Consider the following 15671-nt stretch of genomic DNA (forward strand, 5'->3'; position numbering starts at 1 on the left):
AATCGCTCTCTACCGGTTTGCCATGTCCAACACCACGCGTCCTAAAACAGACCCCAGCCAGCGCTCGCGTCTGTTTTCACCAATCCTCGCCGGCGCCACGCTCCGCGAACGCATGTTTGCCTGCCTTGGCGCGCTGATCGCGATTGCGCTGACGGGTATGGTTTGCGGCTATCTCTTCGGGCAGGGATCGCATCTGCCGCTGATCGTCGCGCCTATGGGCGCTTCGGCCGTACTGCTTTTCGCAGTGCCGGCAAGTCCGTTGGCGCAGCCCTGGTCGATCATTGGCGGCAACACGATCTCCGCCATGATGGGCATTCTTGCCGCACACTTCATTCATGAGCCGATTATCGCCATCGGTGTCGGTGTCTCGCTGGCGATCGGCGCCATGTCGTTTACCCGCTGTCTGCACCCACCGGGCGGTGCAGCGGCGTTGACCGCCGTACTCGGTGGCCCGGCGGTAGCGAGTTGGGGCCTGCTTTTTCCGTTCGTTCCGGTGGCGTTGAATTCCTGCATCCTGGTGGCGATCGGGATTCTCTTCCACAAGCTTGGGCGGCGGAACTATCCGCATGTTCCCGCCGCGGTGCCGGTCAATACGCACCAGACGATTGATCTGCCGTCCATTGTGCGGGTTGGCTTCCGCGAAGAAGACGTCGATGCTGCACTGGCGAAATTCGAGGAAACCTTCGACATCGATCGTGGCGACCTGAGCCGTTTGTTGCGGCAGGTCGAGGCCGAGGCTGTCGTCCGTTCGCACGGCACCGTCACCTGCGCCGACATCATGTCGCGGGACGTGATCGCGGTGAACGAGAATGCTGCTGTGGAAGAGGCGCGCTCGCTGCTGCTCAAGCACAATGTACGCACGCTTCCCGTCAAGAATGGCAGCGGACGCCTGATCGGCACGGTCGGACTGCGGGAGTTGATGGAGGCCGAACAGCTTGCCGGTCACGTCGCGAAGGCCGCGACCGCTCCCCCGGATGCGCCCGCCGTCAGCCTGTTGCCTGACTTGACGGACGGGCACACCCACGCAGTCATCATTGTCGATGCCGGCGGGCACGTGCTGGGGCTCATCTCACAGACGGACCTCCTCAGTGCCATGGCCCACATGTTGCCTGAACAGGCTCCGCGCATCGCCGCCTAGATGGGCGTTGCCCAGCCGAGCTGCAGGTAGGCCGCCAGGCTTATTGCGGACAGCGATATTGCGAAAACCGGTGGCGGAGCCCGCATCGTTCGAGCGAGAAGCGGGCCAAGCACTGCGATCAGCGTGCCAATCCACGGCCCGCCGCCGGCGAAGGCCAATCCGAGGGCGGCGAGACTGACGGTACTCGCGACCATCGTGAGCGGTGCCGTTGCCACGGCAGCATCCGCGCCGGCGCTGAAGATGCTGACGAAGCGCGGCCAACTGAGGGCGATTGCGAGAACCAGGAAAGCGGGAGCGATCGTCTCGAGTTGCATCAGCGCGCTCCGACGGCCAAGTGAAGATCGTCTTCGAAGCAACCAACATCGCCGGTGCCGGTTTGGCGTGCCGCAAGCGCGCTGCCGACAGCGATCAGGACAGGATTGTCATAACCGATCTCCGAGATTCCAGAGGCGATGGTCGAGAGCGTGCCGCGCCAATCGCGCTCAGTCGACCGGCTGACGTCGCTGATGACGATCGCCGGCGTTTCGGGCGAAAGTCCTTCGTGGATCAACCGATCGGCGATGAGCGGCGCCGTTCGGCCGCCCATGTAGAAAACGGTTGTCGTACGGGGATCGGCGACGGTCTTCCAATCGACATCGGCGGGCAGGCTTCCATGTCGGGAATGACCGGTGATGAAGCGGACGGACTGAGCATGGTCGCGGTGCGTCAGCGAAATCCCGAGGCGGGAGGCCATGGCGCTTGCGGCTGTTATGCCGGGGATGACGTCGACGGGGATGTTTTCGCGATCGAGATGGGCAATCTCTTCGCCGGCGCGGCCGAAGATCATCGGATCGCCGGACTTCAGCCGTACGACCCGCTTGCCCGATTTGGCGAGCTTAACCATCATGGCGTTGATGTCTTCCTGGCGGCAGCTTGTGCGGCCACCGCGTTTGCCGACCAGCATGCGCTTGGCTTCTCGCCGGGCAAGCTCCAGTACCTCCGAAGAAACAAGGTCGTCGAAGAGGATCACATCGGCGGCCTGCAGGGCGCGGACGGCCTTCAACGTCAGAAGCTCGGCATCCCCGGGGCCGGCGCCGACCAGCGTTACTCGGCCGCGCGAGGAGTGGGCGGGCGCTTCCCGAAGCCTGTCGGCTTCCTTGAGAAGCAGCCCGCTGACGCCCTCCTCCGGCGTATCCGAACTTGAAAAGGCGCGATCGACGAATGTCTCCCAGAAAGTGCGGCGGAGCGGACCGGGCGTGAGCCGTTCATTGACCCTGTCGCGCAATGTCTGAGCGAGTTCAGCCCAGCCCTTCAGTGCACGTGGTAGCAATGTCTCGATCCGACGCCGGATCGCCTGGGCGAGGATCGGGGCTGCGCCATCCGTCGAGATCGAGACGACGACGGGCGAGCGGTTGACGATCGAGCCGAACTGGAACTGGCAAAAGGCTGGCTTGTCTATGACGTTGACCGGCACGCCGGCGAGGCGGGCAGCGTCGAAGAAGGCTTTCGCCTCGTCGTCTTCCTCACAGTCGGCAATGGCGATGGCCGCGTCGGCGAAGATCGTTTCATCCCATGCTTGGCTGTGATGAATGAAACCGCCGTGAAGGTGCTCGGCACCGCGCGAGATCAGCTTCTCGAAAGTGTCGGAAAGCGCGTCAGCATAGACATGCACCTGCGCGCCGCAGGCACCGAGGAGCTCGGCCTTCCAGGCGGCGGCGTCGGAGCCGCCAGCGACGACTACGCGCTTGCCTTCGAGCGCCCAGAACACCGGCAGCTTGGCAAGCGGTTCCATGCGGGCGGGTGCTTCATTCCGCGGCTGCTGCAAGACATCCATCGATGATCCCCCTGATCTCGGCGCGGCAGGAGCCGCAGTTGGTTCCGGCATTGAGTTCCTTGCCGACGGCTTCGACGCTGTGGCAGCCGCCGCGAACAGCGGCGACGATCTGGTTGACGCCGACGCCGAAGCAGGAGCAGACGGTGGCGCCCGGATCGGGCTTGTCTGCGCCGGGGCGACCGGCGACGAGGGCGAAGCGCTTGCGCAGATTGGTGTGCTCGGCGGTAAGCTGGGAGATCGCCCAGTTGCGGGCAACCGCCACGGGTTCGCGGGCCAGGAACAGCGCCGCGAGCAGTCGCTTACCATCGAAGAAGGCGAGCCTCAGATCGCCGGACTGCTGGTCAGCGTAGCCGAGCGGCTCGACATTTTCGGGAATGGCGAAGGTGCTGCGGCACCACGTGCACCAGTCCTCGACCGGCTGGTCGAAGGCAAGCTCCACCCGCCAGCCGCCTTCGGCCTTTGCCAGCGCCCAATAGGCGGCCTCGAGATTGTCCGGCTTGGCGGCGGAAACAGCAAAGCCGTAACGCGCCGCCTTGAAGCGTCGCGCGGCGACGGCGACATTCTTCGAGGCCGGCTGGCCGGAGATTGCGTCTGTCAACGGCGCAACGACTGCGTCGATGCGGGCCTTGGCGGCAAACTGATCGTTCCAGTGCATCGGCACGAAAATGCTGCTGCGGGCCTGGCGCTCGGTGATCAGGGCACGCACCACGGCCTTGCCGTGAAGGCTTTCGATTTCAACGAGGCCGGCATTGCCGACGCCGATCTCGATCGCGTCGCGAGGGTGAAGTTCCGCGAAGGGTTCGGCGATATGGGACGAGAGCCGCGCGCTTTTGCCCGTGCGCGTCATCGTGTGCCATTGGTCGCGGATGCGGCCGGTGTTCAGCGTGAAGGGATAGTCGGCGCTGGTGCGATCCGCGGCGACCGGTTTGACTGCGATGAAGCGTGCCTTGCCGTCGGCGTGGTAGAAGCCGCCCTTGGCGAAGAAGCGGGTCACATCAGTCTCACGGCCCGCAGGCTGCGGCCATTGGAACGGCGAGAGCTCGTCATAGGTCTGATGGTTCATGCCGGTATAGGCGCCGATATCGAAGTCGCGACGGCCGTTGTTCTCGAAAGCTGAGAGGGCAGCGTGTTCGTCGAAGATCCCGGCATTGGAGTCGAAGTCGAAGGCCTGCGTAAAGCCCATCCGTTGCGCCACTTGCGTAAGCTGCCACCAGTCGGCGCGCGCGTCTCCCGGTGTCTCGAGGAAGGAGCGCTGGCGGGAGATGCGGCGCTCGGAGTTGGTGACAGTGCCGCTCTTTTCGCCCCAGCCGAGCGAGGGCAGAAGGACATGGGCGTGACGGGCGGTGTCGGTGCTTTTCAGGACGTCGGAGACGACAACGAAAGGACAAGCCTTGATGGCGGCCTCGACGGCGTCGGCGTCGGGCATGGAAACAACAGGGTTGGTCGCCATGATCCACAGCGCCTTGATGCGGCCGTCGGCAACAGCCCTGAACATGTCGACGGCCTTCAGGCCCGGCTTTTCCGCAATGGTCGGCGCATTCCAGAAGCGCTGGACACGGTCGCGATCCTCGGCACTTTCGATCGCCATGTGGGCGGCAAGCATGTTGGCAAGCCCGCCCACCTCACGCCCGCCCATCGCATTCGGCTGCCCGGTGAGCGAGAAAGGCCCCATCCCCGGCCGGCCGATGCGGCCGGTGGCGAGGTGACAGTTGATGATGGCGTTGACCTTGTCGGTACCAGACGAGGACTGATTAACGCCCTGGCTGTAGCAGGTGACGACCTTCTCGGTCGTGGCAAAGAGGCGATAGAATTCGCGAAGCTGCATGGCCGGCAGGCCGGTCATATCAAGCACCTCGTTGAAGGAGACGCCTGTCGCAGCCGTAAAGGCCTCTGCAAAGCCGTTGGTATGTTCGGCGATGTAATTCTGGTCGATCGAGTTGCTTGCGATCAGGTGTTCGAAAAGGCCGACGAAAAGCGCGACATCGCTGTCGGGACGGATGGCGAGATGCAGGTCGGCGATATCTGATGTCATCGTCCGGCGCGGGTCGATGACGACGACCTTCATGCCGGGGCGCGCGGCCTTGGCGGCCGCCAGCCGCTGATAGATGACCGGGTGACACCAGGCGAGGTTCGAGCCGGTGAGGATCACCAGATCGGCAAGCTCTATATCCTCGTAGGTGCCCGGCACAGTGTCCGAGCCGAAGGCGCGGCGGTGGCCGGCGACGGAAGACGACATGCATAGCCGCGAATTGGTGTCTATGTTGGCCGAGCCGATGAAGCCCTTCATCAGCTTGTTGGCGATATAATAGTCCTCGGTGAGCAGCTGGCCGGAGACATAGAAGGCGACGGAATCGGGTCCGTGCTCATGGATGGCATCCGAAAATCGTTGTGCGACGAGGTCAAGCGCCTGTCCCCATTCCGCCCGCTCCCCCGAAATTTCCGGGTGGAGGATGCGCCCGTCGAGATCGACGGTCTCCCCGAGCGCCGAGCCCTTCGAGCATAGCCGCCCGAAGTTGGAGGGGTGGTCCGGGTCGCCCTTGACGGACACCTTGCCGTCTTCCGCGACCTTGGCGATGACGCCGCAGCCGACACCGCAATAGGGACAGGTTGTCTTGACCTCTTTCTCCATCATTCGGCCGCCATCATCAGGCTTTCGAGCGCGATGTAGAGGGCGCCGTCCTCGTTGCGGACGGGAATGGTCCGCACTTCGCCCTCATCGGCGCCGAGCGCCTTGCCGGTTTCGAGCGAGATCACCCAGTTGTGCAGCGGGCAGGTGACGGCCTTGGCATGGACGATACCCTGGGAGAGCGGCCCGCCCTTGTGCGGGCAGTGGTCCTCGATGGCGAAGACCTCGTTTTCGGCCGTGCGGAAGACGGCGATCTTTCCCTGGGGTGTCTTCACGCAGCGAGCGCCGCGGAGCGGAATGTCGGATATGTCGCCGATTGAAATCCAGTTCATATCCATCTCCTTACTCAGCGGCCTGCGGGTAACCGATGGTCGCCATAGGCTTGAACTCATGCTTGTCCTTGCCGGAGACGCGCTCCGACCAGGGATCGACCTGGGCGAATTTCTGGGAGAAGACGAAGCGGTCGTAGTAGGCCTTGCGCTTGTCGGCATCGTCCATGATCTGGTGGCGGATTTCGTCGAGGCCGACGCGCTTCGCCCACTTGTAGATGCGCTCGAGATAGCGGGCTTGTTCGCGGTACATCTGCGTCAGTGCCACGATATGCTCCAGCGCCTCGTCCTCCGTTCTGACGAGGCCGAGAACCTCCGTGCCCTTGATGTCGAGGCCCGCAGCACCGGCGAAGTGGATCTCGAAACCCGAGTCGACGCAGATGACGCCGATGTCCTTGCAGGTCGCTTCGGCGCAATTGCGCGGGCAGCCGGAGACCGCCATCTTCAGCTTCGCTGGTGTCCAGGAGCCCCACATGAACTTCTCGATGCGAATGCCGAGACCGGTGCTGTCCTGCGTGCCGAAGCGGCACCAGTCGGAGCCGACGCAGGTTTTCACCGTGCGCAGGCCCTTGGCGTAGGCCTGTCCGGAAACGAAGCCGGCCTTTCCGAGATCGGCCCAGACGGCCGGGAGGTCTTCTTTCTCGATGCCGAGCAGGTCGATGCGCTGGCCGCCCGTCACCTTCACCATCGGGATTTCGAACTTGTCGACGACATCGGCGATGGCGCGCAGTTCGTTTGAGTTCGTCACGCCGCCCCACATGCGCGGAACGACGGAATAGGTGCCGTCCTTCTGGATGTTGGCGTGGACACGTTCGTTGATGAAGCGCGACTGGTAATCGTCGGCATACTCATCCGGCCAGTCGCAGACGAGGTAATAGTTGAGAGCCGGGCGACACTTGGCGCAACCGCACGACGTCTTCCATTCGAGCTCCTGCATGACAGCAGGGATGCTCTTCAGGCCCTTGGCCTTGATCAGGCGCCTGATGTCGTCGTGGCCGAGTTCGGTGCAGGTGCACATCGGCGTGACGGCGGCCGGGTTGTAGCTGTCGCCAAGCGTCAGCGTCATCAGCTTCTCGACGAGCCCGGTGCAGGAGCCGCAGGAGGCGGATGCCTTGGTATGGGCGCGTACGTCGTCCAGCGACGTCAGGCCTTTGCTTGTGATCGTCGAGGTGATCTTGCCCTTGCAGACGCCGTTGCAGCCACAGATTTCCGCGTCATCCGGCAAGGCTGCAACGGCCGCCATAGGGTCCAGCGGCGACCCTCCCTGATAGGCCTGACCGAAGATCAGCGTTTCGCGCATCTCCTTGATATCGGTCTGTTTCTTCTTCAGATCGTTGAACCAGGCGCCGTCGGCGGTTTCGCCATAGAGCACGGTGCCGATGATCTTGTTGTCCTTCAGCACGAGGCGCTTGTAGACGCCGGCTGAGGCGTCGCGCAGCACGATTTCTTCGCGGTCGTCGCCATCGGCGAAGTCACCCAGCGAGAAGAGCTCGATGCCTGTCACCTTGAGCTTGGTCGGCGTGTCGGAATGCACGAAGGCAGCGGAACGGTCGCCCGACAGATGCGAGGCGGCGACGCGGGCCATCTCGTAGAGCGGAGCGACAAGGCCGTAGACCATGCCGCCGACTTCGGCGCACTCGCCGAGCGCCATGATGCTGCCGTCCGAGGTCAGCATGCCGTCATCGACGACGATGCCGCGGTTGACGGCGATGCCTGCGTCCTTGGCGAGCCCGACGCTCGGGCGGATGCCGACCGCCATGACGACGAGGGTTGCCGGAATGATGCGGCCGTCGTCGAGCTCGATGCCCTCGACCTTGCCGTTGCCGACGATGGCCTTGGTGTTGGCCTTGGTGATGACCTTGATGCCGCGTTCTTCCACGGCCTTTTGAAGCAGGTAGCCGGCAGCCGGATCGAGCTGGCGTTCCATCAGTGTCGGCATCACATGAAGGACGGTGACGTCCATGCCGCGCGAGGCAAGGCCAGCCGCCGCTTCGAGGCCGAGCAGGCCCCCGCCGATGACGATCGCCTTCTCGCGAGACTGGGCGGCAAGCAGCATCGCCTGCACGTCGTCGAGGTCGCGATAGGTGATGACGCCGGGCAGATCCTTGCCAGGCACGGGAATGATGAAGGGCACAGAGCCGGTGGCGATCACCAGCTTGTCGTAGCTCTCCGTGACGCCGTGATCCGACGTGACGGTTTTCGCGGCACGGTCGATCTTGATGATCTTGTGGCCCTTGTAGAGGGTGATGCCGTGCTTGATGTACCATCCATCGCCGTGGATGATGATCTCTTCGTATTCTTTCTCGCCTGACAGAACCGGCGAGAGCATGATGCGGTCGTAATTGACGCGCGGCTCGGCGTTGAAGATCGTGACCTGATATTGGCCCGGTGCCTTTTCGAAAAGGTGCTCGAGCATGCGCCCGGGCGCCATGCCGTTGCCGATGATGACAAGCTTCTCAGTCATGTTTTTCAAGTCCTCAGATCAGGTGGCGGCGACGGCTTGGGCGGAGAGGCCGCGTCGGTCTAGTTGCTTGACCGACAGGTGCATCCAGACCAGCGAGATGACGACGACCGCAAAGAGCAGCATGAAGCAGCTCGACCAGAGGCCGGTCATATCCTTGAGAAAGCCGAAGGCGATCGGCAGGATGAAACCGCCAAGGCCGCCCATCATGCCAACGATGCCGCCGACCGCGCCGACGCTCTCGGGGTAGTAGGCAGGGATGTGCTTGTAGACGGCAGCCTTGCCGAGGCTCATGACGAAGCCGAGGGCGAAGATGACGACGATGAAGACGACAGGCGTGATGCCGAGCGCGGAGCCGGTGCCGGCGGCCGGGAGCGAAAGGATCAGCGTTGCCACAGCCGATACGGCGAACATGGCGTACATGACGCTGCGGGCGCCTTTCTTGTCGGACAGGACGCCGCCGAAGGCGCGGAAAATGCTGCCCGGAATGGAATAGGCAGCCGCGACCATGCCTGCCGTTGCCAGATTGAAGCCATAAACGCCGACCAGATAGCGGGGCAGCCACAGCGACAGGGCAACGAAGCCACCGAATGCGAAGAAGTAGTAGAGCGAGAAGCGCCATACCTGGGCATTCTTCAGCGGCGCGAATTCCTGAAGCAGGCTCTTGGAGGCAACGCCACGCTCACGGCGGAGGCGGAATGCCGGGTCATCGGTCGTGGTGAACCAGAAGACGATTGCCATTACAGCCAGGCCGACCGCCCAGATCTGAGCAACCGCCTGCCAGCCCCAGGCGATCAAGATGAAGGGTGCTGCGAATTTGGTCACTGCGGCGCCGACGTTACCGGCACCGAAGATGCCAAGCGCCGTTCCCTGCTTTTCAGGCGGGAAGAAGGGCGAGACATAGGCCACGCCGACCGCGAAAGAGCCACCGGCAAGCCCTACGCCGAGGCCGGCGATCAGCATCTGCGTGTAGGTCTGGGCATAGGAGAGAAGGAAGGTCGCCAAGGCAGCGGCCAGCATGGTGAGCGTGTAGACGAGGCGGCCGCCATAACGGCCGGTCCAGATACCAAGGACGATACGGACAAGCGAACCGGTCAGAACCGGTGTGCCGACCAGCAATCCGAACTCGGCCTCGTTCAGGCCGAGATCCTGTTTGATGCGGATGCCGATGATCGCGAAGATCGTCCAGACGGCAAAACAGAGGGTGAAGGCAATCGTGGACATCCACAATGCTTTGGCTGGTTCGCCGGCGGACATGGACTGCGTGTTCCTGATAACAGACATGGCTTCTCCGGGGCCCGACAAGGTCGTGCCTATCCATCGCTAGGGGTTAAAAACAAAAAGCCGGTGGTCAGGGCGCGCTTGCACTAGACGTGCGCGAGATATCCTGATCAGCGGCTTTGCTGTGGGCGCCCGTCGTTGGACGCGGAATTCTTGGCCTGTTGGCCTGCTTATAGCAAAGCAAGGGCCGTGCCAGTTTTGTTAAGTTATTGTTTTTGAATGGGAAGCATCGATCTCGAAAGTCAGGCGAGCATCTGTCGGCGCCAACGCATGCGCAGCAATCGCTCTAAAAATTGTGCAATGCGCATAAAATGAGCACGCTTTAGATGCGGGCTTGACGGGCGATATAGCTCTCGACGTCAGCGGGATCGAACAGGCCACCGTCGAAGAAACCGTCCGGCCCCAGTGTCAGCGCGCCGCTTGAGCCGACGGGGGTCTCGACCTGAAGCGCACCTTCCACCTTGGAGCTTGCGGCCGGCATGGCAATATTCAGTGCCTTGAGGGCATTTCGGTAAATATCGGGCCGGTAGGTGTCGTTGGCGATCTGCTGATGCTCCGGAGTATGCCGGATGTGCTCCCAACGAACCATCTGCGTATAGAACCACAGGGCGTGGCTCTTCCACGGAAAGGTCGCCGCTTTGGCATTGGGGACGAAAAAGTCCCTGATGCTCAGTGTTTCGCCTCCGCCGATTTGCAGAAGGCCGGTCAAAGCGGGCAGCAGGCTTTCTGCGGGCCGATCTACGTAGGCGGGCCGCGCCAGGAGATTGGCAAGCTCCTCGTGATTGCGGGTGTCGGCGGACCAGAGGGAGGCGCCGTAAAGAGCCCGCAGGAGAGCCGCCAGGGCTTCCGGGTGGCCATCGGCCCAGCGGCTGTTGACGCCAAGCACCTTCTCCGGACTTGATTTCCAGATGGCCGCTTTCACTGTCGCCAGGTGCGCCCCGCTGTGGAGTACGCCGAGCGTATTCCACGGCTCGCCGGCGCAATAGCCGTCGATCAGGCCCGATGTCATCGCATCAGCCATATCCGGGGGCGGCAGGATGCCGATCTCCACATCCGCGTCGGGGTCAATGCCGCTCGCTGCCAGCCAGTAGCGCAGCTCGTAGTTATGGCCTGAATAGGGGTGGACGACACCGAAGCGCAGTCGCTCGCCCTTCCTGTTATCGACGACCTTGCGCAAGGCGAGACCGCTGGATCGGGCATCAAGATCAGGCGAGGCGCCGCATTCGGCCATCTTGCTCCAGAGGCCGGCAGAGACAGTTACCGCATTGCCGCCAAGTCCAAGCGCCATCGGCACGATCATGCGCGGCGCCGGCGCGGTCAGTCCGAGATTGCAGGCGATCGGCATCGGGGCGAGAATATGGGCCACGTCGAAATGGCTGACCGCAAGCCGGTCGCGAATCGTCGCCCAGGAGCGCTCACGCACGAGCGTCAGCTCGATGTCCTGTTCGGCCGCAAAGCCCCTTTCCTTGGCGACGACCAAAAGCGCACTATCGAGAAGCGGCAGGAAGCCGGCGGTAATCTGATGCGTGCTCGTCATGCGTCGGTTCCCGGATCGAGGAGGCTTGCGGCGGTGATCAGGCTTTGCGCGATCTCGACGATCTTCCTGTTCTGGTTCATGGCCGTGCGCCGCATGAGCGCATAGGCCTCGTCTTCCGTCAGCCCGCGGGATCGCATCAGCAATCCCTTCGCGCGGTCGATCAGCTTGCGGTTTTCCAGTTCGCCGCGCGTTTCTTCCAACTCGCGGTTCAGGCGCGAGAAGGCATTGAAGCGGCTGATCGCCATCTTGAGGATCGGGCGGACACGCTCCTGCTTCAGGCCGTCGACGATATAGGCAGAAACCCCAGCCTCGACGGCGGCCTCGATGGAGGCTTCGTCCGACTTGTCGACGAACATTGCTATGGGGCGTTTTACCGCGCGGGAAATCTGGAAGATGCTTTCCAGCATGTCGCGGTTCGGGTTCTCGATGTCGATGACGATGACATCCGGGTTGATCTCCGTAATGCGCCTCGCAAGGCCGTTCATGTCGTCGATGATCGTGACATTGTCGTAGCCGGCCTCGCGCAGGCCGACCTCGATGATCGACGCGCGAATGCTGTTCTCGTCAATGACGAGAACGTTGAGATCGCTGGGTATGGCGGAGCGGTTGGCCACAGGTTTACCGCCGTTCACGGAGATCCGGGGGGCATGTGGGTTCAGATAGCGCCGGTGTCGGTATCGGGGAAGGTGCCATGCTGTCGTTGCGCTGCCCTGTGGCTTGGAGGCTGTGGTATGCCCGTTGTGTGGCCATTGAATGCGCGAACGACGCCTTAAAATCAAGCAGTTTCTATTGTGCTCATTTAATGGGCTTTGCTCTGACGTCACGGACTGCGCTGGGCGTCTGCAAAAAAGAAAGCCGCCGATCAGGTCGGCGGCTTCAAGGAAAATAGGCTGAAGATCAGCCTTCTGGCGGCGCCTCGATCATGCCGAGCGCGTGCAGATACGTGTCGAGGATTGCATCCTCTTCCATGCGTTCCTGCTCGTCCTTCTTGCGCAGCGCAACGACCTTCTTGAGGATCTTGGTATCGAAGCCCATGCCCTTGGCTTCGCCGTAGACGTCCTTGATGTCGTCGGCGATGGTCTTCTTTTCTTCTTCCAGGCGTTCAATGCGCTCCACAAAAGCGCGGAGCTGGTCGCGGGCGACGCCATGAGCATCAGACATCGTGTTCTCCTGATCGGGGTGTGAAATTCGGATGGCGTTGACTGCCGCGAAGCGTGTCCGGGGTCAAGCTGATTCAGGTCGCCGGAGATTTATTTGTGCGGCTTGTTCAGTTCGAATGCGGCTTTTTGGTCAGCCGAGGCATCGTTCTGATGAAGGTTCTTCCAATCCTCGTATGGCATGCCGTAGACGACTTCGCGCGATTCGTCCTTGGATAGGGTGACGCCTTCGGCCTCGGCCGCCTCGCGGTACCAGTTGGACAGGCAGTTGCGGCAGAAGCCGGCCAGATTCATCAGGTCGATGTTCTGCACATCGTTTCGTTCGCGCAGATGCTCCACGAGGCGGCGAAAAGCCGCAGCCTCGAACTCCGTCTGCTGTTCCTTCGTCAGGGTGCCCATCGTGGTCTCCTTCATTCGTACGGACCGGTGCGCGACACATGCACATTATACTCGTGCAGCGCCGGGTCTGCGTTCATTGTCTCGAAGATCGGCGCCAGGCGCTTTGCCCAAGCGGCAATGCCAGGTTCGTCGCCGATCAGGTCCTGGCGCACCTCCAGCAGGGCATGCGGGATGCCCGTCAGCATGCAGTGCCGGTACATCGTATCGCCTTTTAGCGCGCCGTCGTAGGGCTCGTTGTCGCCCACCACCAGATCAGGATCGCTGCGCAACATGCCGAGCAGCTGAGCGACTGCCCGGTGGTCGGTATCCCAGAGGACGGCCGCGTGCCAAGGGCGAGGGAAGGTTTTCCAGACCGGCGTATAGGAGTGAAGCGACAGGACGAGCGGGGCCTTGCCCGTCTTGTTCGCTACGCTGTCGATCGTTTCGCTGACGGCTTTGTGATAGGGGCGATGGAAGGTTTCGACGCGATAGTTCCACTCTTCATCTGTGATCGGATGATTGCCGGGAATAATCGCTCCGTCGGAAATCTTCATGATCAGCGTAGGGTCATCTTCACCGCGGTTCGGATCGATCAGCAGCCGTGAGAAGCCGCCAAGCACAGCCGGAACATCCAGCATCGAAGAGAGGCTCCGAACGAGCCCTTCAATCCCGATGTCATAGGCGATGTGGCGTTGGAAAGCGCTGTCGGGCAGGCCCAGTCTGCCATAGCGTTCGGGCAGTCGGCTCATCGCGTGATCGCCGAGCAGCACCAAGCCCTTGTCATGATTGCCGGATAATAGTTCGAATGATTTGAAAGTGCTCATGAGGGAAATGATCATCGCAATTGCGGGGCTGCCACTGATCGCACGGGTCACCGGCAGGTTCAAGCGTGCAGGACAAGGGAAGGGCGCGGCGTGGTCCAAGCGGGGCGCCGATCCGGAATATAATCGATTAGCATTGCGTTGACTTTCGCCGGGAGGCAGCGCAAGAAGGCACACCTAAAAAATAATCGGGAGCCCATTGGAAGTCGTGTTGATTCAGACCGCGCCAAGTTTCCTCATGCGTTCCGGGCCGCTTGCCCGTTTTGCACTGTTTGTTGTCGCGGCATTCTCGCCGTTTTTTATTGCCGATGCAGCCCGCGCCGACTTTCGCGTCTGCAATGGAACGCAGAACCTGGTGGGAGTGGCAATCGGCTACCGAGCGAAGGACGGCTGGATCACGGAGGGTTGGTGGCAGGTGCCGGCGACGACCTGCGCGACGCTGATCGAAGGGGAGTTGCAGTCCCGATATTACTATCTCTACGCCGAAGACGCTGCCCGGGGAGGCCGATGGACGGGTAACGTGCAGATGTGCGTGGCGGAGAATGAGTTCAAGATCACGGGTGTCAATGATTGCTACGCCCGTGGCTATCAGAAGATGGGGTTCAAGGAATATGACACGGGCCGCCAGGGCAGCTGGATGGTTCAACTTTCCGATACCCCAGGCACGCAAGAAAGCCCGAATTGATGAAGCGCAACCGCAAAGTTAAAATCCTCGCCACCCTCGGACCTGCCTCGTCCGAGGAATCGATGATCGAGAAGCTGCACCAGGCCGGTGCCGATGTCTTCCGCATCAACATGAGTCACGCCAGCCACGATGTGATGCGAACGCTGATCAAGCGTATCCGCGCCGTCGAAGCCCGCTCCGGCCGCCCGATCGGCATCCTCGCCGACCTGCAGGGTCCGAAGCTGCGCGTCGGCAAGTTCGCCGAAGGCAAGGTTGATCTGAAGCCGGGTGACACGTTTACGCTCGACAACAAGGATGTTCCCGGCGACGCGACCCGCGTATTCCTGCCGCATCCGGAAATCCTGGAATCAGTGCAGCCCGGCCACCGGCTGCTGATCGATGACGGCAAGCTCGCCCTGCGCGCTGAAAAGTGCGATGGCAAGAGCATCGTCACCACGGTTATCTCCGGCACGAAGATTTCCGACCGCAAGGGCGTCAGCCTTCCCGACACGCTGCTGACAGTCGGCGTTCTTACGGACAAGGATCGCACCGACCTCGCAGCCGTTCTCGAAACCGACGACGTCGACTGGGTCGCGCTCTCCTTCGTGCAGCGCCCGGAAGATCTGGCCGAGGTGCGCAAGATCGCGCGCGGTCGCGTCGGCATCATGTCGAAGATCGAGAAGCCGCAGGCGATCGAGCGCATCGAGGAAATCATCGAGCTCTCCGACGCTCTCATGGTTGCCCGTGGCGACCTCGGCGTCGAAATGCCGCTCGAATCCGTTCCGGGCATCCAGAAGCAGCTGATCCGCGCCTGCCGCCGTTCGGGCAAGCCCGTCGTCGTCGCGACGCAGATGCTCGAGTCGATGATCTCTGCGCCGGTTCCGACCCGCGCTGAAGTCTCCGACGTCGCCACCGCCGTCTTCGAAGGCGCCGATGCTGTCATGCTGTCTGCCGAATCCGCTTCGGGTGACTACCCGGTTGAAGCCGTCTCGACGATGGCCTCGATCGCCAGCGCCATCGAGCGCGAGCCGCACTATCCGGGTATCATCTACGCGCAGCGCGCGCAGCCGGAAGCAACCGGCGCCGACGCGATTTCGCTTGCTGCCCGCCAGATCGCCGAGACGCTGCGCCTGTCGGCCATCGTCTGTTACACCTCATCGGGCACGACCGGCCTGCGCGCCTCGCGCGAGCGTCCGCAGGTGCCGATCCTGGCATTGTCGCCTGTCATTCAGACGGCCCGCCGTCTCGCCATCGTCTGGGGTCTGCACTGCGTCGTCACCCATGACGCAACCGACCTCGACGACATGGTCAACCGCGCCTGCCGCATCGTTGCCGACGAAGGCTTCGGCAAGCCCGGCGACCGCATCATCATCTCGGCCGGCGTGCCGCTCGGCACACCCGGCGCGACCAACATGCTGCGCATTGCCTATATCGGCTCCGACGGCCAGAGCGGCGTCTGAGGCCTT

At 62.4% G+C, this 15671-nt stretch carries 14 protein-coding genes; 3 read left to right on the plus strand and 11 right to left on the minus strand.

Going from position 1 to position 15671, the window contains the following annotated elements; all coding sequences use genetic code 11:
- The first annotated feature begins 22 nt into the window (after positions 1–22).
- Positions 23–1138, plus strand: a complete 1116-nt coding sequence (locus tag JNB88_RS21705) for an HPP family protein (protein WP_220357214.1) — start codon at positions 23–25, stop codon at positions 1136–1138.
- Here JNB88_RS21705 and JNB88_RS21710 read toward each other — a convergent pair.
- The 11 genes from JNB88_RS21710 to JNB88_RS21760 all read right to left on the minus strand — a co-directional run bounded on the left by JNB88_RS21710 (position 1135) and on the right by JNB88_RS21760 (position 13607).
- Positions 1135–1452 (minus strand): hypothetical protein, encoded by a 318-nt coding sequence (locus JNB88_RS21710; protein WP_220357215.1) that lies wholly within the window; start codon positions 1450–1452, stop codon positions 1135–1137. The genes JNB88_RS21705 and JNB88_RS21710 overlap by 4 nt on opposite strands.
- Positions 1452–2951 (minus strand): siroheme synthase CysG, encoded by a 1500-nt coding sequence (cysG, locus tag JNB88_RS21715; protein ID WP_220357216.1) that lies wholly within the window; start codon positions 2949–2951, stop codon positions 1452–1454. Before cysG ends, JNB88_RS21710 begins: the two co-directional genes overlap by 1 nt.
- Positions 2923–5580 (minus strand): nitrate reductase, encoded by a 2658-nt coding sequence (locus JNB88_RS21720; RefSeq protein ID WP_220357249.1) that lies wholly within the window; start codon positions 5578–5580, stop codon positions 2923–2925. Before JNB88_RS21720 ends, cysG begins: the two co-directional genes overlap by 29 nt.
- Entirely contained in the window at positions 5580–5915 is a 336-nt protein-coding gene (gene nirD / locus JNB88_RS21725; RefSeq protein ID WP_025658043.1) for a nitrite reductase small subunit NirD, read from the minus strand. The genes JNB88_RS21720 and nirD overlap by 1 nt, the downstream gene beginning before the upstream one ends.
- Before the next feature lie 4 nt (positions 5916–5919).
- Positions 5920–8370 (minus strand): nitrite reductase large subunit NirB, encoded by a 2451-nt coding sequence (nirB, locus tag JNB88_RS21730; protein WP_220357217.1) that lies wholly within the window; start codon positions 8368–8370, stop codon positions 5920–5922.
- A gap of 18 nt (positions 8371–8388) precedes the next feature.
- On the minus strand, positions 8389–9651 hold the full coding sequence (locus tag JNB88_RS21735) for an MFS transporter (RefSeq protein ID WP_220357218.1): 1263 nt from the start codon (positions 9649–9651) through the stop codon (positions 8389–8391).
- A 319-nt stretch (positions 9652–9970) separates the two neighbouring features.
- Positions 9971–11185, minus strand: coding sequence for a CmpA/NrtA family ABC transporter substrate-binding protein (locus JNB88_RS21740; protein WP_220357219.1), 1215 nt, complete (start codon positions 11183–11185; stop codon positions 9971–9973).
- Positions 11182–11799, minus strand: a complete 618-nt coding sequence (locus JNB88_RS21745; RefSeq protein WP_220357220.1) for an ANTAR domain-containing response regulator — start codon at positions 11797–11799, stop codon at positions 11182–11184. The genes JNB88_RS21740 and JNB88_RS21745 overlap by 4 nt, the downstream gene beginning before the upstream one ends.
- A gap of 283 nt (positions 11800–12082) precedes the next feature.
- The gene (locus JNB88_RS21750; protein WP_007527482.1) at positions 12083–12346 is read right to left on the minus strand and encodes a DUF2312 domain-containing protein; all 264 of its coding nucleotides are present in this window, start codon (positions 12344–12346) and stop codon (positions 12083–12085) included.
- An 89-nt stretch (positions 12347–12435) separates the two neighbouring features.
- Complete coding sequence (locus JNB88_RS21755) at positions 12436–12741, minus strand: DUF1244 domain-containing protein (RefSeq protein ID WP_037133698.1); 306 nt, start codon at positions 12739–12741, stop codon at positions 12436–12438.
- A gap of 11 nt (positions 12742–12752) precedes the next feature.
- Positions 12753–13607, minus strand: coding sequence for an N-formylglutamate amidohydrolase (locus tag JNB88_RS21760; RefSeq protein ID WP_420832206.1), 855 nt, complete (start codon positions 13605–13607; stop codon positions 12753–12755).
- 133 nt (positions 13608–13740) lie between these two features.
- Between JNB88_RS21760 and JNB88_RS21765 the strand changes: the two genes are divergently transcribed.
- Positions 13741–14226: a DUF1036 domain-containing protein gene (locus tag JNB88_RS21765; protein WP_156142530.1), complete on the plus strand. Its 486-nt coding sequence runs from the start codon at positions 13741–13743 to the stop codon at positions 14224–14226.
- Entirely contained in the window at positions 14226–15665 is a 1440-nt protein-coding gene (pyk, locus tag JNB88_RS21770) for a pyruvate kinase (RefSeq protein ID WP_007527473.1), read from the plus strand. The genes JNB88_RS21765 and pyk overlap by 1 nt, the downstream gene beginning before the upstream one ends.
- Positions 15666–15671 lie beyond the last annotated feature (6 nt).

The organism is Rhizobium cauense, from assembly GCF_019511525.1.
In the GTDB taxonomy this organism is placed as follows: Bacteria; Pseudomonadota; Alphaproteobacteria; order Rhizobiales; family Rhizobiaceae; genus Rhizobium; species Rhizobium cauense.

Coding starts and splice junctions, on each gene's coding strand:
- JNB88_RS21735 (WP_220357218.1), bottom strand. CDS start 9,651: ATGTCTGTTATCAGGAACACGCAGTCCATGTCCGCCGGCGAACCAGCC.
- nirD (WP_025658043.1), bottom strand. CDS start 5,915: ATGGATATGAACTGGATTTCAATCGGCGACATATCCGACATTCCGCTC.
- JNB88_RS21740 (WP_220357219.1), bottom strand. CDS start 11,185: ATGACGAGCACGCATCAGATTACCGCCGGCTTCCTGCCGCTTCTCGAT.
- JNB88_RS21755 (WP_037133698.1), bottom strand. CDS start 12,741: ATGGGCACCCTGACGAAGGAACAGCAGACGGAGTTCGAGGCTGCGGCT.
- JNB88_RS21750 (WP_007527482.1), bottom strand. CDS start 12,346: ATGTCTGATGCTCATGGCGTCGCCCGCGACCAGCTCCGCGCTTTTGTG.
- cysG (WP_220357216.1), bottom strand. CDS start 2,951: ATGGATGTCTTGCAGCAGCCGCGGAATGAAGCACCCGCCCGCATGGAA.
- JNB88_RS21710 (WP_220357215.1), bottom strand. CDS start 1,452: ATGCAACTCGAGACGATCGCTCCCGCTTTCCTGGTTCTCGCAATCGCC.
- JNB88_RS21720 (WP_220357249.1), bottom strand. CDS start 5,580: ATGGAGAAAGAGGTCAAGACAACCTGTCCCTATTGCGGTGTCGGCTGC.
- JNB88_RS21705 (WP_220357214.1), top strand. CDS start 23: ATGTCCAACACCACGCGTCCTAAAACAGACCCCAGCCAGCGCTCGCGT.
- pyk (WP_007527473.1), top strand. CDS start 14,226: ATGAAGCGCAACCGCAAAGTTAAAATCCTCGCCACCCTCGGACCTGCC.
- nirB (WP_220357217.1), bottom strand. CDS start 8,370: ATGACTGAGAAGCTTGTCATCATCGGCAACGGCATGGCGCCCGGGCGC.